General features: G+C 71.1%; 20 protein-coding genes and 2 pseudogenes. 11 read left to right on the top strand and 11 right to left on the bottom strand.

All coding sequences use genetic code 11. From position 1 onward, the window contains the following. Nucleotides 1–194 precede the first annotated feature (194 nt). Nucleotides 195–587, bottom strand: coding sequence for a very short patch repair endonuclease (locus tag AY578_RS12105; RefSeq protein ID WP_028959183.1), 393 nt, complete (start codon nucleotides 585–587; stop codon nucleotides 195–197). Between the two features lie 274 nt (nucleotides 588–861). On the opposite strand from AY578_RS12105, the gene AY578_RS12100 reads away from it, so the two are divergent. Next, nucleotides 862–1,695: an alpha/beta fold hydrolase gene (locus tag AY578_RS12100; protein WP_019525121.1), complete on the top strand. Its 834-nt coding sequence runs from the start codon at nucleotides 862–864 to the stop codon at nucleotides 1,693–1,695. A 123-nt stretch (nucleotides 1,696–1,818) separates the two neighbouring features. Here the strand turns inward: AY578_RS12100 and AY578_RS12095 are convergent, their stop codons facing one another. Together AY578_RS12095 and AY578_RS12090 are read right to left on the bottom strand one after the other, a co-directional pair. Next, on the bottom strand, nucleotides 1,819–2,829 hold the full coding sequence (locus AY578_RS12095; RefSeq protein WP_019525122.1) for an SEC-C domain-containing protein: 1,011 nt from the start codon (nucleotides 2,827–2,829) through the stop codon (nucleotides 1,819–1,821). A gap of 119 nt (nucleotides 2,830–2,948) precedes the next feature. Further along, nucleotides 2,949–4,349 (bottom strand): MFS transporter, encoded by a 1,401-nt coding sequence (locus tag AY578_RS12090; RefSeq protein WP_019525123.1) that lies wholly within the window; start codon nucleotides 4,347–4,349, stop codon nucleotides 2,949–2,951. A gap of 154 nt (nucleotides 4,350–4,503) precedes the next feature. On the opposite strand from AY578_RS12090, the gene AY578_RS12085 reads away from it, so the two are divergent. The 4 genes from AY578_RS12085 (at nucleotide 4,504) to AY578_RS12070 (ending at nucleotide 7,371) form a co-directional block, all read left to right on the top strand. Then, nucleotides 4,504–5,031, top strand: a complete 528-nt coding sequence (locus tag AY578_RS12085; RefSeq protein ID WP_251143144.1) for a winged helix-turn-helix transcriptional regulator — start codon at nucleotides 4,504–4,506, stop codon at nucleotides 5,029–5,031. 103 nt (nucleotides 5,032–5,134) lie between these two features. Next, nucleotides 5,135–5,491, top strand: coding sequence for a DUF6412 domain-containing protein (locus tag AY578_RS12080; protein ID WP_215188319.1), 357 nt, complete (start codon nucleotides 5,135–5,137; stop codon nucleotides 5,489–5,491). A 136-nt stretch (nucleotides 5,492–5,627) separates the two neighbouring features. Next, entirely contained in the window at nucleotides 5,628–6,365 is a 738-nt protein-coding gene (locus AY578_RS12075; RefSeq protein WP_161107386.1) for a YidC/Oxa1 family membrane protein insertase, read from the top strand. A 148-nt stretch (nucleotides 6,366–6,513) separates the two neighbouring features. Then, a complete protein-coding gene (locus AY578_RS12070; protein ID WP_028959185.1) occupies nucleotides 6,514–7,371 on the top strand; it encodes a fumarylacetoacetate hydrolase family protein in 858 nt (285 codons plus the stop codon). Between the two features lie 22 nt (nucleotides 7,372–7,393). Here AY578_RS12070 and AY578_RS12065 read toward each other — a convergent pair whose 3' ends face one another. From AY578_RS12065 to AY578_RS12055, 3 genes are all read right to left on the bottom strand, one after another. Then, a complete protein-coding gene (locus tag AY578_RS12065) occupies nucleotides 7,394–10,078 on the bottom strand; it encodes an erythromycin esterase family protein (protein WP_258902349.1) in 2,685 nt (894 codons plus the stop codon). Between the two features lie 136 nt (nucleotides 10,079–10,214). Beyond that, a complete protein-coding gene (locus AY578_RS12060) occupies nucleotides 10,215–10,706 on the bottom strand; it encodes a heme-degrading domain-containing protein (protein WP_019525129.1) in 492 nt (163 codons plus the stop codon). Beyond that, nucleotides 10,703–11,779 (bottom strand): Gfo/Idh/MocA family oxidoreductase, encoded by a 1,077-nt coding sequence (locus AY578_RS12055; RefSeq protein WP_019525130.1) that lies wholly within the window; start codon nucleotides 11,777–11,779, stop codon nucleotides 10,703–10,705. The genes AY578_RS12060 and AY578_RS12055 overlap by 4 nt, the downstream gene beginning before the upstream one ends. Before the next feature lie 80 nt (nucleotides 11,780–11,859). Between AY578_RS12055 and AY578_RS12050 the strand changes: the two genes are divergently transcribed. Further along, a complete protein-coding gene (locus AY578_RS12050; RefSeq protein ID WP_258907324.1) occupies nucleotides 11,860–12,945 on the top strand; it encodes an ROK family transcriptional regulator in 1,086 nt (361 codons plus the stop codon). Nucleotides 12,946–13,034: 89 nt separating this feature from the next. On the opposite strand, the pseudogene AY578_RS12045 reads toward AY578_RS12050, so the two are convergent. Together AY578_RS12045 and AY578_RS12040 are read right to left on the bottom strand one after the other, a co-directional pair. After that, nucleotides 13,035–13,462: pseudogene (locus AY578_RS12045) on the bottom strand (IS5 family transposase); the annotation flags it as partial. An 83-nt stretch (nucleotides 13,463–13,545) separates the two neighbouring features. After that, complete coding sequence (locus AY578_RS12040; RefSeq protein WP_136238541.1) at nucleotides 13,546–14,436, bottom strand: hypothetical protein; 891 nt, start codon at nucleotides 14,434–14,436, stop codon at nucleotides 13,546–13,548. A gap of 619 nt (nucleotides 14,437–15,055) precedes the next feature. Between AY578_RS12040 and AY578_RS12035 the strand changes: the two are divergent. Continuing rightward, nucleotides 15,056–15,353: pseudogene (locus tag AY578_RS12035) on the top strand (ATP-binding protein); the annotation flags it as partial. Between the two features lie 67 nt (nucleotides 15,354–15,420). Here the strand turns inward: AY578_RS12035 and AY578_RS12030 are convergent. Continuing rightward, nucleotides 15,421–15,582, bottom strand: coding sequence for a hypothetical protein (locus AY578_RS12030; RefSeq protein ID WP_161107387.1), 162 nt, complete (start codon nucleotides 15,580–15,582; stop codon nucleotides 15,421–15,423). 102 nt (nucleotides 15,583–15,684) lie between these two features. On the opposite strand from AY578_RS12030, the gene AY578_RS12025 reads away from it, so the two are divergent. The 4 genes from AY578_RS12025 to AY578_RS12010 all read left to right on the top strand — a co-directional run bounded on the left by AY578_RS12025 (nucleotide 15,685) and on the right by AY578_RS12010 (nucleotide 19,358). Continuing rightward, nucleotides 15,685–16,464, top strand: a complete 780-nt coding sequence (locus AY578_RS12025; protein ID WP_028959186.1) for an HAD-IIA family hydrolase — start codon at nucleotides 15,685–15,687, stop codon at nucleotides 16,462–16,464. Between the two features lie 189 nt (nucleotides 16,465–16,653). Continuing rightward, the gene (locus AY578_RS12020; RefSeq protein ID WP_136238540.1) at nucleotides 16,654–17,214 is read left to right on the top strand and encodes a hypothetical protein; all 561 of its coding nucleotides are present in this window, start codon (nucleotides 16,654–16,656) and stop codon (nucleotides 17,212–17,214) included. A gap of 8 nt (nucleotides 17,215–17,222) precedes the next feature. Then, on the top strand, nucleotides 17,223–17,909 hold the full coding sequence (locus tag AY578_RS12015; protein WP_037778708.1) for a class F sortase: 687 nt from the start codon (nucleotides 17,223–17,225) through the stop codon (nucleotides 17,907–17,909). A gap of 417 nt (nucleotides 17,910–18,326) precedes the next feature. Further along, entirely contained in the window at nucleotides 18,327–19,358 is a 1,032-nt protein-coding gene (locus tag AY578_RS12010; RefSeq protein WP_019525135.1) for a glycoside hydrolase family 6 protein, read from the top strand. Between the two features lie 79 nt (nucleotides 19,359–19,437). Here AY578_RS12010 and glxA read toward each other — a convergent pair whose 3' ends face one another. Together glxA and AY578_RS12000 are read right to left on the bottom strand one after the other, a co-directional pair. Next, the gene (gene glxA / locus AY578_RS12005; RefSeq protein ID WP_136238539.1) at nucleotides 19,438–21,378 is read right to left on the bottom strand and encodes a radical copper oxidase GlxA; all 1,941 of its coding nucleotides are present in this window, start codon (nucleotides 21,376–21,378) and stop codon (nucleotides 19,438–19,440) included. Beyond that, nucleotides 21,375–23,405, bottom strand: coding sequence for a glycosyltransferase family 2 protein (locus tag AY578_RS12000; protein ID WP_258902348.1), 2,031 nt, complete (start codon nucleotides 23,403–23,405; stop codon nucleotides 21,375–21,377). The genes glxA and AY578_RS12000 overlap by 4 nt, the downstream gene beginning before the upstream one ends. Between the last annotated feature and the right edge of the window lie 309 nt (nucleotides 23,406–23,714).

The following is a 23,714-nucleotide window of genomic DNA, read 5'->3' as shown; positions in this document are numbered from 1 at the left end:
GCCCCCCAGTGTCGTTTACCGTTCGCCTGTTCGCAGACATGATGCTGCGACACAGATCAACGCCCCCGCGTTCACATCGCCCACACATTATTGGTGTAGGTCGTTGCAGAGTAAATCGATCTCGCAAATCCCTCCGTCCGTGCGTGGGACGCATAACGGATGAAACGGGTGGGATGCGATGAACCTGCCTCTGATCAGGGGCGGCCGTCGGTCTCCCGTGGCGGTCTCACCGCGGCGGCGATCCGGGATGCCACGTCGTCGACGGGTTCGTGCTCCCAGAAGCGAAGGACGGTCCAGCCCTCCTGGGTCAGATGCTCCGTCGTCTCGGTGTCGCGGGCCATGTTCTTGTCGAGCTTGGTTCGCCACCACTCCGCGTTGGATTTCGGGCTCGTCGCGTGCTGCGGGCACCCGTGCCAGAAGCAGCCGTCGAGGAACACGGCGACCTTGGCCTTGGGGAAGACGATGTCGATCGTGCGGCGGGGCATCCCGGGTACGGGCACGTTCACCCGGTACCGCAGGCCTCCGGCGTGCAGGATCCTCCGTACCGCCACCTCGGGAGCCGTGTCGCGACGGTTCTGGCGACTCATGCGGGCGGAGACGTTGGGGGAGGACGGGACGACACCGGACACACCTGCATTCTGCCGGCGTCGGAAGGGTGGGCGGAGGTCCATGTGAACGGGAGGGCCACTGCGGCCGCCCCCAGCCCGATCGCCTAGTAGCCCCGCCGCCCCCGGTACCCCTCCCGTCCCAGGCGCACCTCAGCCAAATGGATCGTGCGCAATCTAGTTGCGCACGATCTAATGGCGCGCTACCTTCTTCATCAGTGCTCAGCGCACACCGGACCTCAGAGAGGGGCACACCATGCCGTTCATCACCGTCGGCCAGGAGAACAGCACCACCATCGACCTGTACTACGAGGACCACGGCACCGGGCAGCCCGTCGTGCTGATCCACGGGTACCCGCTCGACGGTCACTCCTGGGAGAAGCAGACCGCCGCCCTGCTCGCCGCCGGCTACCGGGTCATCACCTACGACCGGCGCGGGTTCGGGCAGTCCAGCCAGCCCACCACCGGGTACGACTACGACACCTTCGCCGCCGACCTGAACACCGTCATGGAGACCCTGGACCTGCGTGACGCGGTGCTCGTCGGGTTCTCCATGGGCACCGGCGAGGTCGGCCGCTACCTCGGCACCTACGGGTCGGAGCGTGTCGCCAAGGCCGCGTTCCTCGCCTCGCTCGAGCCGTACCTGCTCAAGACGGACGACAACCCGACCGGCGTCGACGGCTCCGTCTTCGAGGGCATCGAGAAGGCCGTCACCGCGGACCGGTACGCCTACTTCACCGCGTTCTACCAGGACTTCTACAACCTGGACGAGAACCTCGGCACCCGCATCAGCGAAGAGGCTCTGCGCAACAGCTGGAACGTGGCCGCCGGGTCCTCCCCGTACGCGTCCATCGCCGCCGTCGCCACCTGGACCACGGACTTCCGCGCCGACCTGGCCAAGATCGACGTCCCGGCGCTGATCCTGCACGGCACCGCCGACCGGATCCTGCCCATCGAGGCCACCGGCGAGCCCTTCCACCAGGCCCTGCCCCAGGCCGACTACGTCGTGATCGAGGGCGCCCCGCACGGCCTGCTCTGGACCCACGCCCAGGAGGTCACCGACGCCCTCCTCGCCTTCCTCGCCAAGTAACGCGGCGACAGCGAGCCGCAGAAGCAAGCGCGCCCGGCCGCCGGACGAAACCGGTAGCCGGGCGCACCCCTTCGCGCGTCAGCCCAAAGCGCCAAGCGCAAAGCGCGCAACCCGAAGACGCGCCTACACCCCGTGGCACTCCCCGTACGCCGTCCCCGACCCGCACCAGCACGCCTCCGACCGCTCCGGCGGCCATGCCACCGCACGGCCCCGCGCCGCCAGCGTCGTCGCGTACTGGGGGAGGAGCGACGCGTCCGAGGGGGACGTCAACTCCGAGGCGGCGAAAGCCTCGTACGACGGGACCGTGCCGCGCACGATGCCCAGGTTCGGCGTGCCGGAGGCGGCCAGTTCGCGCAGGGCCGCCTCTATCGTCCCGAGGTGCGCCTCGTAGGACGGGTACTCCTCGGCGAGGTCCGGGTACGCCTCCGTCAGCTCCGCCAGCTCGTCGGACGGCCAGTGCAGCACCGCCACGGGGAACGGGCGGGACAGCGCCTCCCGGTACGCGCCCAGTTCCGCGCGCAGCCGCAGGATCTCCGCCTCCAGCTCCTCCGGGTTCTCCGAGCCCAGCGACCACACGCGCTTCGGGTCGTGCAGCTCGTCCAGGCCGATGGGGTGCGAGTGCACCGAGTCGGCGAGCGCGTCCCACTCGTCGTGCGCCGCGCCCAGCATCCTGCGCACCCGGTGGCGGCCGAACAGCAGCGGATGCGTGGCGCGCGGCGGCTCGCCCACGTCGGTCAGCAGCAGGCGCACCGCCTCGGTGAACGTCTCGTGCGCCTGCTCCAGTTCGTCGTGCGCCTCCAGCGCCTCCGCGACGATCACCCAGGGGGCGGGGTCGCGCGGGGACGCCGTGCGGATGCCGTCGATGATCGCGCGGGCCTCCGCCTCGTGGCCGTACTCCCACAGGTTGGAGGCCTTCAGGGCGCGGACCAGGTACGGGTTGTCCAGGTCCGCGCCCGAGGTCAGCAGGCGGTCGTAGAGCGCCGTCGCGGCCGGGCGGTCGCCGGCCAGCTCCCGGTGCGCGGCGGCCCGCAGCAGCAGGGCCTCGGCGTCCTCGGGGTAGCGGTCGGCGGTCCGCTCCAGACGGGCGGCCTCGTTGATGTGGTCGACGTTTTCGGCAGGCGTGTCGGGGCGCATGGGGGACACCGTACTGCCGACAGGTGACAGAAGTGAGGGCCCCACGGCCCTCCGGTGCCGGTCCACGGCCGGTCCAGGGCCGGGGTCCACGTCCCGCCCGCCCCCGACCCGCCGCGCTCCTACGACCGTTCCCGCAGCGCCAGCACCGCCACCGCCGCGACCAGCGCCAGCACCACGGACACCACCATCGCGATGTCCGTGCCGTGCGCCGGGCCGCCGCTCGACGACGTCGCCACGGCGATGGTGAGGGAGACGCCGGCGCACGAGCCGATGTACCGCAGGGTCTGCTGCGCGCCGGAGCCCATCGCGGCCCGCGCGGCCGGGACCGACTCGACGGCGAGCAGCGGAAGCGCCGCGTTGAGCAGGCCGCTGCCGACACCGGCGATCAGCATGCCGGGCACGAACCGCGCCGTGGAGCCCGCGTCGACCGCGCCGAGCATGGTGATGACGCCGACGGCGTGCAGGGCGAAGCCGATGGCGAGCTGGACGCGCGGCGGGACGCGTCCGGCCAGACGGCGGGCCTGCAGCGCGACGAAGAACGCGAGCCCCGCCCACAGCAGGGTCAGCAGCGCCGTCTGCATCGCGGACATCCCTAGCACCCGCTGGAGCACCGCCGGCAGGAAGCTGAACAGGCCGATCACCGACAGTCCCGTGAACAGGCCGCCCGCGGACGACGCGAGGAAACCGCGGTGGCGGAGCAGGGACAGGTCGATCATCGGGGTCGCCGAGCGCCGCTCCACCAGCGCGAAGCCGGCGAGGAGGACGACCGCCGCGCCCAGCAGCAGCCACACCGGCGTGCGCAGCCAGCCGTCCCGGCCCAGCGTGAGGGCCGCCACCAGGGAGACCAGGGCCAGTCCGAAGGTCGCGGCTCCCGCGAAGTCGGGGCGGCCGCCGCGTGGGGACTTCGACTCGGTGAGCCCTCGGGTTCCGAGGAGGGCGATGACCAGGGCGGCGGCGCCGAGGACGCCGTAGACCCCTCGCCAGTTCGGTATCCCGGCGGCCAGCAACGGGCCCACCGCGATGCCCCCGGTGACGAACGCGCCCCACACGCCCGTCGCCTTCAGCCGTCCGGCGGCCGTCGGGAAGGCGTGCACGATCAGGCCGAGACTGCTCGCCAGCAGGGCCGCGCTGGCCGCGCCCTGCGCGATCCGGGTCAGGGTGAACAGCCATGTGTCCGTGGCGAGGGCGCTGAGTGCCGTGGTGATGCCGAGAGCCAGGGTGCCCCAGACGAAGATCCGGCGGCGGCCGTAGTCGTCGGCGAGGCTGCCGGCCACCAGGAGCAGCGCGGCGAGCCCCAGCGGGGTGCCGTTGAGCAGCCACGCCTGGGCGGACAGCGGGGTGTGCAGGGCGGCCGCGGTCGCGGGCAGCGTGACGATCGGGGCGGTGTACGTCATCAGCGCCACGGCCGTGGCGGCGCTGGTCAGGGCCAGGGTCGCGCCGGGGCGCGGAGGTGATCCGGGGCCGGCGGCGCGCGCGGTGGCGGCCTGCGCCTGTGCGGCGGTGGCGGGAGTGGCGGTCATGTCGTCGGGGTCCTCTGCGGATCGGGAGGGAGGGGCAGGGAGAGAGGCGGAAGGAGGTAGGTTCGTTCATTGAACTCAATGGGACCTGACCACGGTAACACCAGTCGGTTCGGTCATTGAACCAACAATCGGAAAAGTGGTTACAGTGGACGGCATGGCACTGGGCAAGGACTACGCGACGCAAGAGTGCTCCATCGCGAGCGCCCTGGAGGTCATCGGCGAACGCTGGACGCTGCTCGTCATCCGGGACGCGTTCTACGGCGTGCGCCGCTACAACGACTTCCTCGTCCACCTCGGCATCCCGCGCGCGGTCCTCGCCTCCCGCCTCCAGACGCTCACCGCCCAGGGCATCCTCGAGAAGCGCCGCTATCAGGAGTCGCCGCCCCGCGACGAGTACGTCCTCACCGACCGCGGCATCGCGCTGTGGCCCACCCTGCGCGCCCTCGGGCTGTGGGGGCGTGAGCACCTCACCCAGCGGCAGCTGCGGATCTTCCGGCACGCCGCCTGCGGCACCGAGCTCGGCCCGTACGGCGAATGCCCCGCCTGCGGAACCGTCGTGCCCGTCCCGGACGTCGAGGTGGTGCCGGGACCGGACCTCAGCCGGGACCCGGCCGACCCGGTCAGCCGGGCCCTGCTGAAGCCCAAGCGGCTGCTGCAGCCCGTCGAGGTCGACCCCGCCTGAACCCCGCCGGCAGCTCAGCTCACGCCGCGCTGACAGAGGGACCTGGCACAATGCGGTGCACACGAGCGATGCACCACGAGACGGAGAGAGGGCGACACGGCCCATGACAGGGTTCACCGCACGGCGCACGCCCGCCGGACGCCCGGCCACGCGCTCCGCGCGCACCCTTCTCGCCGTCCTCTTCCCGCTGCTCCAGATCGCCCTGCTGCTGAGCCCAGCCCCCGACGGCGGCCTCGCCCTGGTCCACGTCACGCTGGCCGCGGCCGGGGCGGCTCTCACGGTCTGCGCCGTGATCGCCGCCCGCAGCGCGCCCGCCGTGCCGCCCACCCGGGTCCGCACCGCCCTGCGCGACCGCGACCGGCGTACGGCCTTCCTCCCCCAGCGAGATCCCGACGCCAAGGGGCGCACCCGTCCCCGAGCGCCCGGACGCGCCCTCCCGGCGACCGCCGCGCAGGGCTGATTCCGCGGGACGTCCTCTCTCCACGTTCCTTCCGCACGCCCCGCGCGTGGGTCGTCATGCCGACCTTCCCCGTCCCGTCACGGCCGTCCGCCGTGACGGGACCCCCGGCACGACGAGACCCCCGGAGGGCTCACCCTTGTCTGTCTTCGCCACCCTGGTCGAACACCTCGCCGACCTGCTCCGCCCCCTGTTCGGCCTGTCCGCCGCGGCCGCCGCGATCATCGCGTTCACGGCCCTCGTACGGCTCCTCGTCCACCCCCTTTCCCGGGCCGCCGCGCGCGGGCAGAAGGCGCGGGCCGCGCTCCAGCCGCGCATCGCCGAACTGCGCCGCACGCACGGCAAGAACCCGGAGAAGCTCCAGAAGGCCGTGATGGAACTGCACGCCGAGGAGAAGGTGTCCCCGCTCTCCGGCTGCCTGCCCAGCCTGCTCCAGCTCCCCGCGTTCTTCCTGCTCTACCACCTCTTCTCCAGCGGCTCGATCGGCGGCGAGCCCAACACCCTCCTCACCCACCAGCTGTTCGACGCGCCCCTCGGCGGCCGGTGGGCGGACGCCCTCGACGACGGCGGCATGTTCGGCGGGGCCGGCCTGGTGTATTTGGGCCTCTTCGCGGTCGTCACGGTCGTCGCGTACTTCAGCTACCGGCTCTCCCGCCGGATGACGGCGGCCTCGGCGGCTCTCGCGGGCACGGGAACGGGGACGGGCGCGGACCCGCAGGTGCCGGGCGCCGCCGCCATGGGCGGGGTGATGAAGGTGATGCCGTTCATGTCCTTCTTCACCCTGGTCACGGTCGCCGTCGTGCCCCTCGCCGCCGCGCTCTACGTGGTCACCTCCACCACCTGGAGCGTCATCGAGCGGTCCGTGCTGTACCGATGAGCCGGGCGGCGGGCGCGGTCCAGTACGTGAACCGGGTCTTGCGGAATGGAGGGCCCGGCCTGGAAGATCGGCCGGTCCTCCGACGGCCGCGCCCGCCGCACCGGTCGTCCCCGTCGGGCGGGCGCCCGCGAGCGAGGGAGACACGACCATGAAGCTGTTGCGCGTCGGTACGGCGGGACGGGAACGGCCCGCGCTGCTCGACCCCGACGGGACCCTGCGCGACCTGTCCGGACTCGTCACGGACATCGACGGGACGCTCCTCGCCGACGAGGACTCCCTCGGCCGGATCAGGAGCGCGGCCGCCGCCGGCGACCTGCCCGCGCTGGACGCGACGGGACTGCGCACCGGGCCGCCGCTCGCACGGATCGGCAAGATCGTGTGCATCGGGCTGAACTACCACGACCACGCCCGCGAGACCGGCGCCGAGCCTCCCGCCGAGCCGGTGATCTTCTTCAAGGCGCCGGACACCGTCGTCGGCCCCGACGACACCGTGCTCATCCCGCGCGGCTCGGTGAAGACCGACTGGGAGGTCGAACTGGCCGTCGTGATCGGGCGGACCGCCCGGTACCTGGAGTCGGCGGAGGACGGACTCGCGCACGTCGCCGGGTACGCCGTCGCCCACGACGTCTCCGAGCGGGAGTTCCAGATCGAACGCGGCGGCACCTGGGACAAGGGCAAGAACTGCGAGACGTTCAACCCCCTCGGCCCCTGGCTCGTCACCGCCGACGAGGTGCCCGACCCGCAGAACCTGACCCTGCGGCTGTGGGTCAACGGCGAGCTGAAGCAGAACGGCACGACGGCGGAACAGATCTTCCCGGTAGGCGAAGTGGTCCGCTACGTCAGCCAGTTCATGACCCTCCACCCGGGCGACGTCATCAACACCGGCACCCCGGCCGGCGTCGCGATGGGCCACCCCGGACCGAAGCCGTACCTGAGGGCCGGGGACGTGGTGGAGCTGGAGGTCACGGGGCTCGGACGGCAACGGCAGGTGCTGGCGCAGGCGTAGGGCGCGGAGTCTGCTGTCGGGGTCACATCCCCGGCAGCAGGCGGCTCGCCCCGATCTCGTGGAGGTACACCAGCGCGTCCGCCGCCCGCAGCAGGGACACCTCGTCGGGGTCTCGCGGCCAGTGCGTGCCGATCTCCCGCTTCGGACGGGACGCCTCGAAGAGGGCACGGGCGGCGGGCGGCGCGGTGCGCAGGTCCAGAAGGAAGTCCCGGCCGTCCACCGCCTCCAGCGTCTCCTCCACCGACCCGGCCGCCACCGGCCCCGAGCGGAACACCTTCACGTCCGCGTCCACCGGGTCCGAGACACCCGGATCGGTGGCGAGGAACGCCCCGCGGCCGAAGGCAAGCCCCACCACCCGGTAGTCGTCGCCGAGCGTGCGGCGGAGCACCCCGCCCTGGATCACCGGGTAGTCCGGGTCGAAGCCCTCCAGGTACACATGGCCGTTGTGGGCGGCCAGCACGGCCCGCCGGCCGGTGTGCCGCAGCCACCACAGGGTGTTGTCCGTCATCACCTCGTCCCGGTAACCGAGGCCCGCGCGTGCGTCGGCCGGTTCGTCGTAGTCGAAGGCGTTCTGGCGGGCGACCTGATGGACGATCTCCGCATTCGCCACGGCCTCGGCGTGCGCGCTCCCCGCCGCCACGGTGCGCCCGGCGAACGACCGGGCGCGCAGCAACTCCACGGCCTTACCGGTCCGTTCGGCCTTCTCCCACCGAACGGCGAGGGGTTCCTCGATGGCGGCGAGCATGTGCTCCCCGGCGGGCAGCGTGGGCCGCAGCCCCCGGTACAGCTCGGTGACGGCGGGCAGCAGGTCGGGGTGGGCGCGGCGGACGTACCCGATGACCCGGTCGTACAGATCGGGACCGGCCCAGCTGCTGTCGTTCCCCGCGAACCGCAGCGGATCCCCGGGGTGGCGGACGTTGTAGGCGCGCATCCACCGCACCAGCTCCAGCACCTCGGGCGTCCGCATGAACAGGTACGCGTTGTGGAACTCCTCCGCCATGATCCGCGCGGGGTCGCCCCGGCCGGTGCGTACGTAGTCGTCGAGACGCAGCCCGGCGCTCCAGGGCGCCTCCAGCACGAACAGCCGGAAGCCCTCCTCCTCAACCAGATACCGGAACATACGGTGCTGGAGCGCCAGGAAGTCCCGTCCGCCGTGCGCCGCCTGCCCGATGCCGACCAGCCGGGCGTCGCCCACGATCCCCTTCAGCGGGCGCAGGTCGTCGAGTGGGCCGTCCGGCTCCACCGTGCGCAGGGGACGGGCGGCCTGGCGTACGGCGCTCACCGGGTCGGAGCAGTCGTCCTGCTCCGGTGAGGTCCCGCCGGGCGCGGGGCGTGGGAGACGGGCGCTCGGGGTGATCTCCCGCAGATGCACCACCAGGTCCGCCGACTTCGGCAGGCTGACCTGGTCCTCCCCGGGCGGGTAGTCCGTGCCGATCTCCCGCTTGGGCCGGACCACGTCCAGCCAGGCGCGGGCGGCCGGCGGCGCCTCGCGCAGATCGGCGTACCAGACGCGGTGGCCCACCCGGTCCAGGGTGTGCTCGAGGAACTCCGGTGGGGCAGGGGGAACTTCGATGCGCCGTACGTCGGCGGCGGCCGGGTTCTGCAGCCCCTCCTCGGTGGCGTGCACCGCGCCCCGGCCGAAGGACGCGGCCACCGCCACATAGCCGTCGCCCAGGCGCTCCCGCAGCACCGTGCCCTGCGCGAGAGGGAGCGTCGGTGTGGAGGTGAGCGTGTAGACGTGGCTGTCGTGGCCGCCGAGGACCACACGGTGACCGGTGTGGCGGTGCCACCACAGGGTGTTCTCCGCCATCACCGTGTCCCGGTACACCATGACGTCCGGCACGACCTCGGGGTCCGCCAGGTCGAACGCGTACAGCCGCGCCACCTGGTCGACGGCGGCGGCGTGCTGCACCGCGAGCGCATGGTCGGCGTCCGCCTCTTCGGGATCGCGGGCGCGGAGCAGGCCGAGGACACGGCCGGTGCGTGCGGCCCGCTCGCGGCGCTCCTCCAGGGGCGTGGTCACGGCCGTGCGCATCCACTCGCCCATGGGCACGGCCGGACGCAGCCCCCGGTACAGCCCGGCGACCGTGGACAGCAGGTCCGGGTGCGCGCGGCGGACGTGGTCCACGACCCGGTCGTACAGCTCCGGCCCCGCGTAGCCCATGTCGTCCCCCGCGAACCGGAGGGGATCGTCCGGGTGGCCGGTGTTGTACGCGCGCATCCACCGCACCATGTCCAGGTACTCCCGGCTGTGCAGCAGCAGATGGGCGTCCTGGAACTCCTCCGCCATGATCCGCACCGGATCGCCGCAGCCGGTGCGCAGATACGCGTCCAGGCGGGCGCCCGCGCTCCAGTTGGCCTCCAGGACGAAGGAGCGGAACCCCTTCTCCTCGACCAGGTACCGCAGCATCCGGTGCCGTACGGTCACGAACTCCCGCGCGCCGTGCGCGGCTTCGCCGATCCCGACCACCACGGCGTCCCCGACCGCCGCCCCGAACGGGCGCAGGTCGCCGGTCGGCCCTGAGGAGCCGGTCGTACGGAGCGGGCGGGCGATCCGCTCCAGGTCCCGCAGGACCTCGGCGTCGGCCGGGGCCCCGTCCGACGCCCCGGTGTCCCCACCGGCCGGGAGCGCGGCGGCCGTCCCGGGTATCGCGGTCACCCACACGAGCAGCGCGACGGCCAGCCGTCGCCCGAGAGAGCACGTCATGCCGCCAGCGTCACCGGCCACGAACGCGTCCGCGCTCCGAAGGTCACCCGCCCGGACCAGCGGCGCCGGCGGGTGAGGCTCCCGGGAGGAGCGCGTCACTGCGCCGGCGTCCGCACACCCCTCCCCGCCACGGCGCCTACGCCCGGGACAGGAAGTGCTCCAGGGCCTCCACCACCAGCCGGTGGTCCTGGAGCTGCGGCAGGCCCGAGACCGTCACCGCGCCGATAACTCCCACGCCCTCGACGGTGACCGGGAAGGAGCCGCCGTGCGCCGCGTACGTGTCCGGGTCGAGGCGGGACGACTCCTCGAACGTCGTGCCCTTCGCCCGGAACCGCGCGCCCACCAGGTAGGACGCGGAGCCGTACCGCTCCACCACCCGGCGCTTGCGGGCGATCCACGCGTCGTTGTCGGGCGTGGAGCCCGGCAGCGCGGCGTGGAAAAGCTGCTGGCCCGCGCGGTGGATGTCGATCGCGACCGGCGCCTGCCGCTCACGCGCCAGCTCCACCAGCAGCGAGCCGAGCGCCCACGCGTCGTCGTACGTGAACTGGCGGAAGACCAGGCGGCGTTCCTGCGCCTCCAGCTCCTCCACCGTCGGGGGCAGCTCCGGGGACTGCTTCGGGGTGGTCACAGGGTCACCGTCACCTTCTCGGCGGCCGAACGGCGCGCCGCCTCCAGGATGTCGAGCGCGGCGGCGGCCTCCGGCGCGGTCACCGGGTTGGGGCCGTCGGAGAGCAGCGCCCGCGCCACGGCCGCGTAGTAGGCGGGGTAGTCACCCGGCAGGGTGCGGACGGGGGTGCCGCCGCCGGTCACCGGGGACTCGCCCGCGCCGAGCCGGCCCCACAGCTCCTCAGGCTCCGTGCCCCACTCGACGTCGGACGCGCCGGGGCGCGCGCCCTCGCGCAGGGCGGCCTCCTGCGGGTCCAGGCCGTGCTTGACGTACCCGGCCTTCGAGCCGAGGACGCGGAAGCGCGGGCCGAGCTGGGCGGTGGTCGCGGAGACGTACAGGTGGGAGCGGACGCCGCTGACGTGGGTGAGCGCGAGGAACGTGTCGTCGTCGGCCTGGGCGCCCTCGCGGCGGACGTCCGTCTCCGCGTACACCGACGTCACCGGGCCGAACAGCACCAGCGCCTGGTCGACGACATGGCTGCCGAGGTCGTACAGCAGGCCGCCGATCTCCGCCGGGTCGCCCGACTCCCGCCAGCCGCCCTTGAGCTGCGGGCGCCAGCGCTCGAAGCGCGACTCGAAGCGGTACACCTCGCCCAGCTCGCCGTCCGCGATCAGCCCCCGCAGGGTGAGGAAGTCGTTGTCCCAGCGGCGGTTCTGGAAGACCGAGAGCAGCAGGCCGCGCTTCTCGGCCAGCTCGGCCAGCGCGCGGGCCTCCGCCGCCGTGCCCGCGACGGGCTTGTCCACGACGACCGGCAGACCGGCCTCCAGCGCGGCGGTGGCGAGCGGGACGTGCGTCTTGTTGGGGGACGCGATCACGATCAGGTCCAGGTCGTCCGCGCGCGCCCACAGCTCGTCCGCCGAGGCGGCGACCCGTACGTCCGGGTACTCGGCGCGGGCCTGGGCCTGCCGCTCGGGGTTCGAGGTGACGACCGTGTCGAGCGCGAGGCCCTGGGTCGCGGCGATCAGCGGGGCGTGGAACACGGAACCCGCGAGGCCGTAGCCGACGAGGCCGACGCGGAGGGGAGTGCCAGTCATGCGTCCTACTTTCGCAACGCTGTTGCCAAAGTGCAAGAGCGGGACACAATGGGCGGGTGAACAGGACGTACGGCGGTGGCATGCGAGGCGCGGGCGGCGGCGCGAATCTGCTCGCGCTGCGCAGCCACAACACCGCGCTGGTGCTGGACCTGCTGCGCACGGCCGGGGCGGAGGGCATCAGCCGGCTCGAGCTCGCCGAGCGCACGGGGCTCACCCCGCAGGCGGTCAGCAAGATAACCGCCCGGCTGCGCGAGGAGGGCCTCGCGGCGGAGGCGGGGCGGCGGGCGTCGACGGGCGGCAAGCCGCGGACGGTGCTGCGGCTCGTGCCGGAGGCGGGGCACGCGGTGGGGGTGCATCTGGATCGCGACGAGCTGCGGGCGGTGCTGGCGGATCTGGACGGCACGGTGGTCGCGCGTCGGCACGCGCCGCTCGATCTGGGGGCGGGATCGGAGGCGGTGCTGGGACGGGTCGCTTCTGCGGTGGGGGAGTTGGGGGCTGTCGCCGGGGTCCGGTCGCTGCTGGGGGTGGGCGTTGCGCTGCCCGGGCCGCTCGATCATCGGCGGGGGGTGCTGCATCGGGTGACGGGCTTTCCCGAGTGGGACGGGTTCCCGTTGCGGGATGCGCTGACGGCGCGGCTGGGGGGTGTGCCGGTGGTGGTGGACAAGGACACCAACGCGGTGGCGCTGGGGCTTGCGGTCGGGGGTGAGGGCGGGTCCTTCGCCTACCTGCACCTGGGTACGGGGCTGGGGGCGGGGCTGGTGATCGGCGGGAGTGTGCACCGGGGGCCGCGGACCGGGGCGGGGGAGTTCGGGCATCAGGTGGTGCAGCTGGACGGGCCGGTGTGCGGGTGCGGGGACCGGGGGTGCGTGGAGGCGTTGTGCCTGGCGGCCGTGGACCGGGGGGATGTGGGGGAGGCGGCTCGGGTACTGGGGACCGGGGCGGCGAACCTGGTGGGGTTGCTGGACATCGACCGGGTTCTGGTGGGTGGGCGCACGGTGGAGGGGGCGCCGGGGGTGTTTCTCTCGGGCGTACGGGGGGTGCTTGAGGCGCGGGCGCGGCGGACGGGGGAGGAGTGTGTGGGGGTGGGGCTGGTGTCGGGGGAGGAGCGGGTTGCGGAAGGCGCGGCGCAGTTGGTGCTGGCACCGGTGTTCGGGCAGGACGGTTAGCTGCGCGGGCGTGGGTTGAGACACGGCGGTGTCGGTGCGGGCCGGGGGGACAGCGCAACCCGGCGCCGTACGGGGTGCCGCCGCGCCCACCCGTTCCGGTCGGTGATGAGGTGGATTTTCGATCCGCTCTTGCCACGGTCGGGCGGATTCGGTCCGGTCAGAGGCCCCCTTTTGCCGCCCGGACGCTGACCGAATCGATCGCGCACCGCGACCAGTCCAACTCGCCCCGCGCACCGAGTTCGTCGAGGACGACCCGGTGGAGCCTGGCCCACACCCTGGCCTGGCTCCACTGGGCGAAGCGCCGGTAAACGGTGGGCCAGGCCGGCCCGAACACCGGCGGCAGCTGCCGCCACGTGCAGCCCGAGGTGGCCACGAAGATGATCGCTGCCAGGCATTCGCGGTCGCCGGCCCTCCGTTTGCCGCAGCCCTGCGGACGTACGACCTCCGTCGGCGGGACCGCCCGCCGGAACAGCGCCCACAACTCGTCCGGTACCAACCGCTCAACCAGATCCGTCATGCACTGCTCAACGAACGATCGCGCCATCAGAAACGGCGTCTAATAGGCAGACCGATAGCGTGGATGGCCGTCCAGTTAGGGCCTCAACCCAGGTCCTGATACCAGCTGAGGTACTCGTCCACGAAGACGCGTCCATCAGGCGTCGTGCGGACATACCGGAGGACCGTATCCACCGGCTGCTGGTTCACCTGTACCTCGAACAGTTGGAGCGTGGTGCCGGAACTCGGGAACATCGTGAAGGTAGCCTGGTTCATCAAGGCGGCCATGGCCCCCGGAATTGTTTTCAGGATGCGCGAGTCGCGGAGACCGAACGACCGGGCCCGGTCACTCAGTTCCATAGCGATCCGCGTTACATCGGCGTCGGACGGGGATCGCTGGATCGCACGTGCTCCACTGGGCTTGGCCGCCGAGTACACAGCCTCTGCCGCGGCTCTGACCGCTTCCTCAGGGCCCCGCCCGTCGCCGCCGTCGGCAGGTGTGGCCATGGAGAAGGAGTCCACGAACGTATGCAGTAGACCATCCGGCATCTCCGTGCCATCCAGTACGCACTCTTTCGAGTACTGCAGGGCCCAGCCCGGTGTTTGGTCATCGACGGAGACGATGAAATGTCGCGGTGAAAACCTGAGCTCCGGCCCTTTATCCACGTGATCCACCCGCACGTCAATGTTTTTGCCCGACCAGTGTCCACGTCGCCTTGGGGACCAGTCCTCCGTGGCCGTTTTCTTCATCAACTTGAACGTCCGAGGCCCGGTGGGGGATGCACCAAAGAGCGGACTTGACACTACGGGAACTGGGCGAAGGTCGACATCTAGCTCCATACGTTCCCAAATGCCCGCTGCGCCGAAGATGAATACAGGTGCGAGCGGGATTCTGTAGGCATCACCTATTTCGTCGATAACATTGGGATTACCGTCTCGTTTGGTGCCGGTGATGGCAAGCCGCAAATCCGAGGGTGGGGCGGATGCGGTCGGCATGCCGAATGTGCTCCCGCGAGATCCCTCATCAGGGTCACAGTCCGCTCTGACGTCCGAACCTGAGAGGGAGAGTTTCTGATACGTGACACCCAAATAGGGATTATTCCAATACAAGTAAATTAGGCCAGGTATGGAACCGTCGGAGTTATTAGTGATCCCATATTTTACCCACCCTTCGGTGCCGCTGACGATTGTACCTGATTCGCCCTGAAATCCGCGCTCTTCCCCCGCATTGATTGCACCCGGAGGCTCCCAACCGGGTGTCCAGTCTCCGAAGCATCGATGTTGCGAAATGAGGTTCAGGCTACAGTCGGTGGTCTGATTGCGGAGTACGTACCGATAAATGCGAGCTGGAGACATGACGATTCCCCTATCCAGGTCCTCATGCCGGCTAGGGAGATTACTGACCAACGGAGGACCCCTGGCCATCTGCCGTTCCCTGGTGGCCGCGTGCCTCTAGTTCATTCTGAAGGCAACAGCACATACCCGCTCCTCGATCTTCTCCGGCTTGCCCAACTCCCCCAGGTCCAGGCGGTCCTTGACCTGGAGGGCAGTGACCTACTCCCCCGCTGATCAGTCGCGGCGGTACCGGCAAGGACGCCAACAGGCCGTCAAGAAGAAGATCGCCCGCTACGGCAGCGTCGACCTGCTCTGCATCGACGAACTCGGCTACATGGAACTCGACCGCCGCGGCGCCGAACTCCTCTTCCAGGTTCTGACCGACGCGAAGAGAAGAACAGCGTGGCCATCGCCTCCAACGAGTCGTTCGCGGCTGGACCAAGACCTTCACCGACCCACGCCTGCGCGGCCATCGTTGACCGCCTTACTTCAACGGCACCATCATCGAGATCGGCACCGACTCGTACCGCCTTGCCAGCACCCGAGCCCGCGCTGAGGAGGCAGCCAGGGCCGGCTGATCTCTGTCACTACCTACCTCGGCCCGCCGTCCTCGCCGAACCCAGTCGTTCCGCCCGGCAAGCTCACTCAATCCACCGTCTGCGAAGCGGACGCTTCGAGGCCTGATGCCCGCAGCTTCCGCGCCAGGAGCTCCATCTCGGGCAGGGTCTCTGAGTACTGCCCGGTCAGGACCTGCTCCAGCACGGCCCGGACGCCGTCCAGGCCGATGCCGAGTTCCGGCCGCAGCACCCTCAGGGGCGCGGGGAACTGCGCGATCAGCCACCGACTGCCCGCACCCGGGACGATTTAGGCTGGGCCCCACGGGACCGCCGACGGCAGGAGAGCGTGCACATGGCAGATCGCAAGCCCATCGAGTCCTGGCTCACCGACATGGACGGGGTGCTCATCCACGAAGGCGTGCCGATCCCCGGCGCGGACGCCTTCATCAAGAAGCTGAAGGAGTCCGGCCGGCCCTTCCTCGTGCTGACCAACAACTCGATCTACACCCCGCGCGACCTGCACGCCCGGCTGCGCCGGATGGGGCTCGAGGTGCCGATCGAGAACATCTGGACGTCCGCCCTGGCCACCGCGAAGTTCCTCGACGACCAGCGCCCCGGCGGCTCCGCGTACGTCATCGGCGAGGCCGGCCTCACCACCGCGCTGCACGACATCGGCTACATCCTCACCGACCACGAACCCGACTACGTGGTCCTGGGTGAGACCCGCACGTACTCGTTCGAGGCGATGACCAAGGCCGTGCGGCTGATCAACGCCGGCGCCCGGTTCATCTGCACCAACCCCGACGAGACCGGCCCCTCCACCGAGGGCCCGCTCCCGGCGACCGGCGCGGTGGCCGCGCTCATCACCAAGGCGAGCGGCCGGCAGCCCTACTTCGCGGGCAAGCCGAACCCGCTGATGATGCGCACCGGGCTCAACACCATCGGGGCGCACTCCGAGAGCAGCGCGATGATCGGCGACCGGATGGACACCGACGTGCTGGCGGGCATGGAGGCCGGCATGAAGACGTACCTGGTGCTGACCGGGCTGACCCGGCCGGAGCAGGTGGAGAACTTCCCGTACCGGCCGAGCATGGTCGTCGACTCCATCGCGGACATCGTCGACCACGTCTGATCGCCGGACCCCGTCCGACCGTCGTACACGTCGTACACGTCGTACATGTCGTCGTACACGTCACACTCGTCGTACTCGTCGTACGGCCATTTCGCCGTACTTCCTTCACCCGACCGGTCCAGTGCCGCGCGTACGAGGGTGCGGGGCCGGACCGGGCGGGGGAACCTCCAGAGTGTCTGGAGGTACACGATGGGTAAGCGGCGACTCGCTCTCTGTGCGGGTGTCCTGGCCGTCACCGCGTTCGGTCCGGCGGCCTGTGCGGCGTACGCGGCGGACGGCGGGGGCGTCTCGGTGGTCCCCGCGGCTCCCGTGCCCGGCGCCGACGTCGCCCTCAAGGTGACCGGATGCGACGCGCGCGAGGCGGTCGCGCAGTCCCCGGCGCTGGTGTCCGACGCCCGCCTCACCCCCGACGGCGACGGCCTCACGGGTGACGGGCGGGTACGGTCCACGCTCACCGCCGGGACGTACACGGTGACCGTCGCCTGCGACGGCACGGAGCACAAGGGCACCGTCGAGGTCGTCCGGAAGCGCACGCCCGCCGCGGCCGCCGGACCCTCCGCGCATCCCTCGCCCGTCGCCCCCGTGAACGCCGGAGCCGGCGGCGCCGCGCGCGAACTCGTCGGCGGCCCCGAGCCGCAGGGACCCGGCACCGCGCAGACGGTCGTCGCCCTCGCCCTGGCCGGGACCGCCGCCCTCACCGTGCACCGGGCGGCCCGCCGCCAGGCGCGCAGCGGCCGGGGGACGGTTTGACCGGCATCATGCGCGACCTGACGAAGCGGCTCCCCGCCGGCGTGGTCTGGGTGGCGCTGCTGCTCGGACTGTGGCTGTGGGGGCAGAGCCTCACCGAGGTGCCCGCCGGGACGGCCGGGCCCGCCACGGGTGACATGGCGGCGGCCGGACGCCCGCCCCTGACCGACCTGCCCACCGTGCACCGGCCGCTGAAGGCCGCCGACCCGCTCACCCTCGACATCCCCGGCCTGGACCTGCGCGCCCCGGTCGTCGCCCGCGGCCTGGACGGGCGCGGCGCCCCCGAGCCGCCGCCGCTGGACCACGCGGGCGAGGTCGGCTGGTACGCGGACGGCGCCGCCCCCGGAGCGGAGGGCGCCGCGCTGCTGGTGGGACACGTCGACACCGAGACGAGCCCCGCCGTCTTCCACCGGCTGGACACCCTCGAGCCCGGCCAGGAGATCCGCGTGGCCCGCACGGACGGCACGGTCGCCGAGTTCACCGTCGAGGACGTCCGCGTGCTCGACCGGGACGGCTTCGACGCCCAGGAGGCGTACGGGCCCCGCCACGACGGGCGCGCCGAACTCCGCCTCATCACCTGCGGCGGCGCCTACGACCCGGAGGCCGGCGCCTACGAGGCCAACGTCGTCGTCTCCGCGTACCTCACCGACGCCTCGGAGCCCCGCACCGACGCCTCGGCGCCCCGCACCGACGCGTGAACGGCGGGCGCCATCCGGCCCGGCCGGCGGCCTGCTCCCCGGAGGCCGCCGGCCGGGCCGGTCCTCTACCGCGCGGAGCCCGGGCCGCGGGAGGTGACCCGGCGGACGCGCGGGAGGTCTGCACAAGGGCGCGCGGGAGCACCGGCCCGACGGTCGGCCGGCCGGCGCACACGACTCTAGAGGCAAAGCCGGGCCCCGCCCAGGGTCCGTTCCACGTCAAGTCCCGGACCGGTCGCATTCCGTGATCGGCGCAGGTGGGCGCGGATCCGGCCATGTGGCGCGCGGAGGACTCCACGGCGGTCCCCGACGGCTGTAACAGGCCGTGGACAAGCGGCACTCGGCCGTCCTGGCGGGCCGTGAGATATGCCAGGATTGGGGCTCGGAACACTTGGAACAAGTGCACCCAAGGGGGGTTGGATGTACGGCAGCAGGGGGGTCGGGGCGTTCGCCGGGGGGCGGGCGTCCGCAGCGGTGCTGGGGGCGGCGCTGCTGCTCGCGGGATGTTCCTCCGGGGGTGACGACGGCAAGGAGGGCTCGGCCGCGGCCGTCGTCACGCAGCAGCCGAAGGAGGCGGACCCCTTCTGGGTCAACCCGGACGGTGTCGCGGCGCGCGAGGTCGGCGAACTGCTGGGGGACGGCAGGAAGCCCGAGGCGCGGCAGCTGAGGAAGATCGCCGAGCAGCCCGTCGCGGAGTGGATCAACCCGGAGAAGGCCGAGGAGCAGGCCCGGGAGTTCACCGAGAGCGCCGACAAGGTCGGCCGGCGCGCGGTGCTGGTCCTCTACAACATCCCGCACCGCGACTGCGGGCAGTACTCGCAGGGCGGGGCCGCCGACGGTGACGCCTACCGGGACTTCGTGGACGCGGTGGCCGAGGGCATCGGGGACCGCCCGGCGACGGTGGTGCTGGAGCCGGACGCGGTGCTGCACCTGGTCGACGGCTGCACCCCGCAGGAGTTCCACGAGGAGCGCTACGACCTCCTCGACGGCGCCGTCTCCACGCTGAAGGGCCTGAAGAACACCAAGGTGTACGTGGACGCGGGCAACGCGGGCTGGGGCAACCCCGACCAGATCCACGAGCCGCTCCAGCGGGCCGGACTCGACCGGGCCGACGGCTTCGCGGTGAACGTCTCGAACTTCTACACCACCGAGGACTCCATCGCCTACGGCAAGGAGCTGTCCGCCAAGGTCGGCGGAAAGCACTTCGTCGTCGACACCAGCCGCAACGGCAACGGCCCCTACACCGAGGGCGATCCGGACGAGCGCTGGTGCAACCCGCCCGGCCGGGCGCTCGGCGAGACCCCGACGACCCGCACGGCCGACCCGCTCGTCGACGCCTACCTGTGGATCAAGCGCCCGGGCGAGTCGGACGGCGAGTGCAAGGGCGGCCCGAAGGCCGGCGAGTGGTGGGAGGACTACGCCCTGGACCTGGCGCGCGCGTCGGCCGGCTGACGGCGGGACAGCGCACGCAGAACGCGAGGGGGCGCCGTGCGGATCGCACGGCGCCCCCTTCGTCGTACCGGCAGGCGCGCTACGGCACCTGCACCCACTGGGCCTTGCTGGGCGTGCCGTCGCCGTCGGTGACGAACAGCATGTACCAGCCCGACTGCACCAGGTTCTTGTTCTTCGGCACGGTCACCGTGATCTTGTCGCCGTCGGCCGTGAAGTCCAGGGCGATCGAGCGCTGGTCCACGTCGGTGACATGGGTGGTGGCGCTCGGCCGGATCAGCCGGACCTTCTTGACCGACGCCGCGTCCCGCGAGGTGAACGTGCCGGACCCGCCCCGCTCGATGGTCTGCGGTCCGCCGGACAGGTCGGGCCGCTCGTCGTCCCCGTACAGGTACGGCGGGGTGTAGATCTCGATGCGCTGCTCGAACGTGCCCGGCTTGGTGTTGGCCTTGTCGGCGTACAGCGAGTCCGAGCCGAAGAACATCACGCGGCCGTCGGGCAGCAGGATCGAGCCCGAGTGGTAGTTGCGGCCCACCAGCGGGTCGGCGACCCGCCGCAGCTCGTTCTTCTCCGTGTCGTAGATCCGCGCCTCGAGGATGTTGGAGTCGCTGCGGCCCCGGTAGTCCTCCGAGCCGCCGGAGATCAGCACCTCGTCGTTCGGCAGGATCGACGCCTGCGGGTAGCGGGTGCCCTTGTCCAGCGACGGTCCGTCCACGAACTTCGGGTCGTCGGCCTTCAGGTCGACGATGCGCGTCCTGTTGCTGGACTGCTCGGACTCGCCCACACCGCCGCCGCCGATGACCATGTACGTCTCGTTCTGGGCGGGCGGCAGCAGCACCGTGCCGGACGTCTCCATCAGGTTCGGGTCGCTCAGGCCGGGGATCTTCTTGAACTTGTTGGTCTCCACGTCCCAGATCCCCGGGTCACGGCCGACGTCGTCCGGTCCGTAGCCCGCGTTCGACCCGGAGTAGAAGATCTTGCCGTTCTGCATCAGGAACAGCGCCGGGTAGGTCGGGAACTGCCGTTCCTCGCCGGTGTACTCCCACGTCCTGGTCTTGGGGTCGTAGACCTCGTTCTTGCCCGGGACCAGCTGGCCGATGTCGTCGAGGCCGGAGACGCTGAGGATCTTCCCGTCGCTCAGGGTGGTGAGCGTCGGGTACCAGCGGGCCTCCTTCATCGGGTCGACCTTGATGTACTTCTCGGCGACCGGGTCGAACTCGTAGGCGTCCCGGATCCCCTGGAAGTCCTTCTTGTCCAGGGCGAGCTTCTCGGCGATGCCGTACGTGTTGCGCGCGTCGGCGCCGGTGAGGCCCTGCACCCGGTAGTTGTCCTGCGTGCCGGTCTCGTACTTGGCGCCCTCCTTCTGCGCCTCGACGTAGATACGGCCCACGCCCGGGGTGTTGCCGAGGAACTCGCCCGTGGCAGCGTCGAAGTTCTTCTTGGCGCGCGGCACGAGCACCGGGTCCTTCGAGACGAAGGTCTTGCCGTTCTCCTTGCCGGTGAATTTGGTGCCCGCCGGCAGGGTGATCGGCTTGTCCGGGTTCTCGTTGTGGACGAGCATCAGGCCGCCGGCCTTCTTCACGTCGCCCTTGAGCTTCTCGTACCGCTTGGTGCCGCCCGCGATCAGCAGGTTGCCGTTGGCGAGCTGCGTGTGCCCGGTGCAGAACAGGTCGTTCGGCGTGGGCACCTTCTTGATGGTGCCCTTCACCGGGTCCCAGATCCGGGTGTCGTACTTCTTCGCGTCGAAGTTGTCCTGGTTGTTGCCCGACCCCGCGACGAGCAGCACCTTGCCGGTGCGCAGCAGCGCCGCGTGGATGGTGTTCTGCCGGTACTCCTCGGGAAACTCGACGATCTCCCACTTGCCGTTCGCGGCCTTGTACTCCGGCTGATTGATCTTGTACTGGTGGTATTTCTCCGTCCCGAAGCGGTAGAGCCACGGGCCGTTCATCCCGGCCAGCGCGAGCACCACCGCCGTGCCTATCGCGATCCGACGGGCGCGACGGCGGCCTGCACGGTCAGTCATTCCTTACGTCCCCCAAGTCCGCCAAGGGCGATCTGCATGGTCTGGTCGTCACCGGGGTGGCCGCCCCCGGATCCTCCCGGCGCTCCGGGGCCCCCTGGTCCACCCGGCGCGCCGTGGGAGCCGGCCCAGTGGGGCCGGGACTGCGGCTGGTGCGGGGCGTGCTGCTGCGGCACCGGCGCCCCGTCGGCCGGGGTCGCGTCGCGCCGCTGACCCGCCGCGTGCGCACCGGGCCTCTTGCGGTCCTGCCGCATGCCGTGGCGCCAGGCGAACATCGGCGCCGCGGTGATGAGCAGGGCGAACGTGGCCCAGATGACCATCGCCGGGTGGGAGTGCCCGAAGACGAAGCCGGCGGTGATGGAGCCGGCGAAGATCAGGATGAAGTACCAGTGGTAGCGGAAGGTGCCGAACCAGGTGTCCGGGCTGGCCGAGTCGCCCTTCGGGGTGACCACGAACTTGCTCTTCCTGCGCAGCACCGAGTCGATCAGCGCCTTCGCGTACAGCGGGGCCGACAGCGCCGACATCACCATGCCGGCCACACCGCCGGAGCCCTCCGGCTCGTGCGGCGAGACGTTGTGCCGGCGGTTCCAGACGTACAGGCCGATCTGCAGCGCGGAGGCGTTGCCGTAGAGCATCAGCCAGACGGCCGGGTCGATGTTCACACCCGAGGCGCCCAGGCCCAGGAACAGCGCGCAGCTGAGCGCCGCGAGGATCCAGTTCAGGGCGGACATCGGATAGAAGATGATCATCATCGTGTAGTTGAAGAGCTTGCTCGGCGGGAGCGAGAACCAGCCCTTCCAGTACTGCTTGAGGATCGTCTCGTACGTACCGCGCGACCAGCGCATCTGCTGGGTGAAGAAGTCGGTCCAGGCGTTGGGGCCCTCACCGACCGCCAGGACGTCCGGGGTGTAGACCGAGCGCCACTTCCGTCCGGTCTCCGGGTTCTTCGCCCGGTGCATCTCGAACCCGGTCGCCATGTCCTCGGTGATCGAGTCGTACAGGCCGCCGATCTGCTTCAGCGCCTTGATGCGCACCGCGTTGGACGTGCCCACGAACATGGGCGAGCCGTAGCGGTTTCCGGCGCGCTGGATCAGCGCGTGGAAGAGGAACTGCTGGGACTCGGCGGCCTTGGTGACGAAGTTGTCGTAGTTGCCGTAGACCTGTGGGCCGATGACGAAGCCGACGTCCGGGTCGCGGAAGAAGCCGAGCATCCGCTCCAGGTAGTTCGGCAGCGGCACGTGGTCGGTGTCCACCGAGGCGAAGTAGTCGTAGTTGTCGCCGTACGCGTCCAGCCAGGCGTTGTAGTTGCCGTGCTTGGTCTTGGCGCGGTGCGGGCCCTTCTTCTGGTTCCACTTGGCGACGCCCTTGCGGGAGAAGTGGTGCACGCCGAGGCGCTCGCAGACCGCCTTCACCTCGGGGTCGTCGCCCTCGTCGAGCAGCCAGACGTGCAGCAGGCCCCGGTGGCGGATCTTCACGGCCGCCTCCAGGGTCTTCGTCACCATCTCCAGCGGCTCCTTGCCGGGCACGAAGGAGGTGAGGAAGGCCACCCGGGTGCCGGTCTCGGGCACCACCGGGACCGGGTCGCGGGCGACGAGCGTGGCGTGCGCGTTCGACACCACGTTCATGCAGCGGAAGAACTCGATCAGGCCGATCGACACGAGCATCACGACGTCGAGGGCGGGCAGCCACTCGAACGCGGGATAGTCGCGCTCCGTCCAGTGCGACGGCTGGAGCAGCCACACCAGCAGCACCAGCGACAGCACGGGGGCCGCCAGCAGCATCAGCGCGATGCGGATGCGGTGCGGCTCCTGCGAGATCAGCGAGCGGTACTGGACCTTGTACGGCCTGTTCGGGTCGGGCTGGGTGAGGGGGCCCGCGAGGCGGCTGTAGTGCTCGTAGTCGTATCTGGGCAGCGCTTTCTTGATCCTGCGGAACGTACCCGTGTTCCAGTTCCGATGGCCGGGCACCCGCAGCTGGGTGGTCTGGGACGGGTCGTCGTCCCGGTGGGCGCCCGTCGGCGTCGACGTCATGAGTCATCCCCCCACACGCGGCAAGAGCGCGTGTTTCGTCGCTTTCCTCCGTCCGCGCCGGTCCCCCTCGACCTCCGGACGTGTCAGTGGCGGACCGCGGTCACCACGTCACGCACACCTTATAGACACGATCCCGCGCCTTCCGGTTGCATGATCCCCCTTTGGTGCCGACGCGAGGGAACGGGGTCCCTCACCCCGTCCCGACTGGTGGCCGGTCCTCCCCGATTCCCCCCAACGGCCGCGATGGCACGGTTCGTTGAAGGGACCAGGTTCCCGGTTCGCTCCTCATGATCGCAAGGTGCGAAACGT

It is taken from the genome of Streptomyces thermocarboxydus (assembly GCF_024760485.1).
Lineage (GTDB): Bacteria > Actinomycetota > Actinomycetes > Streptomycetales > Streptomycetaceae > Streptomyces > Streptomyces cellulosae.
Note: the sequence above shows the minus strand (reverse complement) of the source record. Positions and strands in the feature narration are given on the sequence as shown.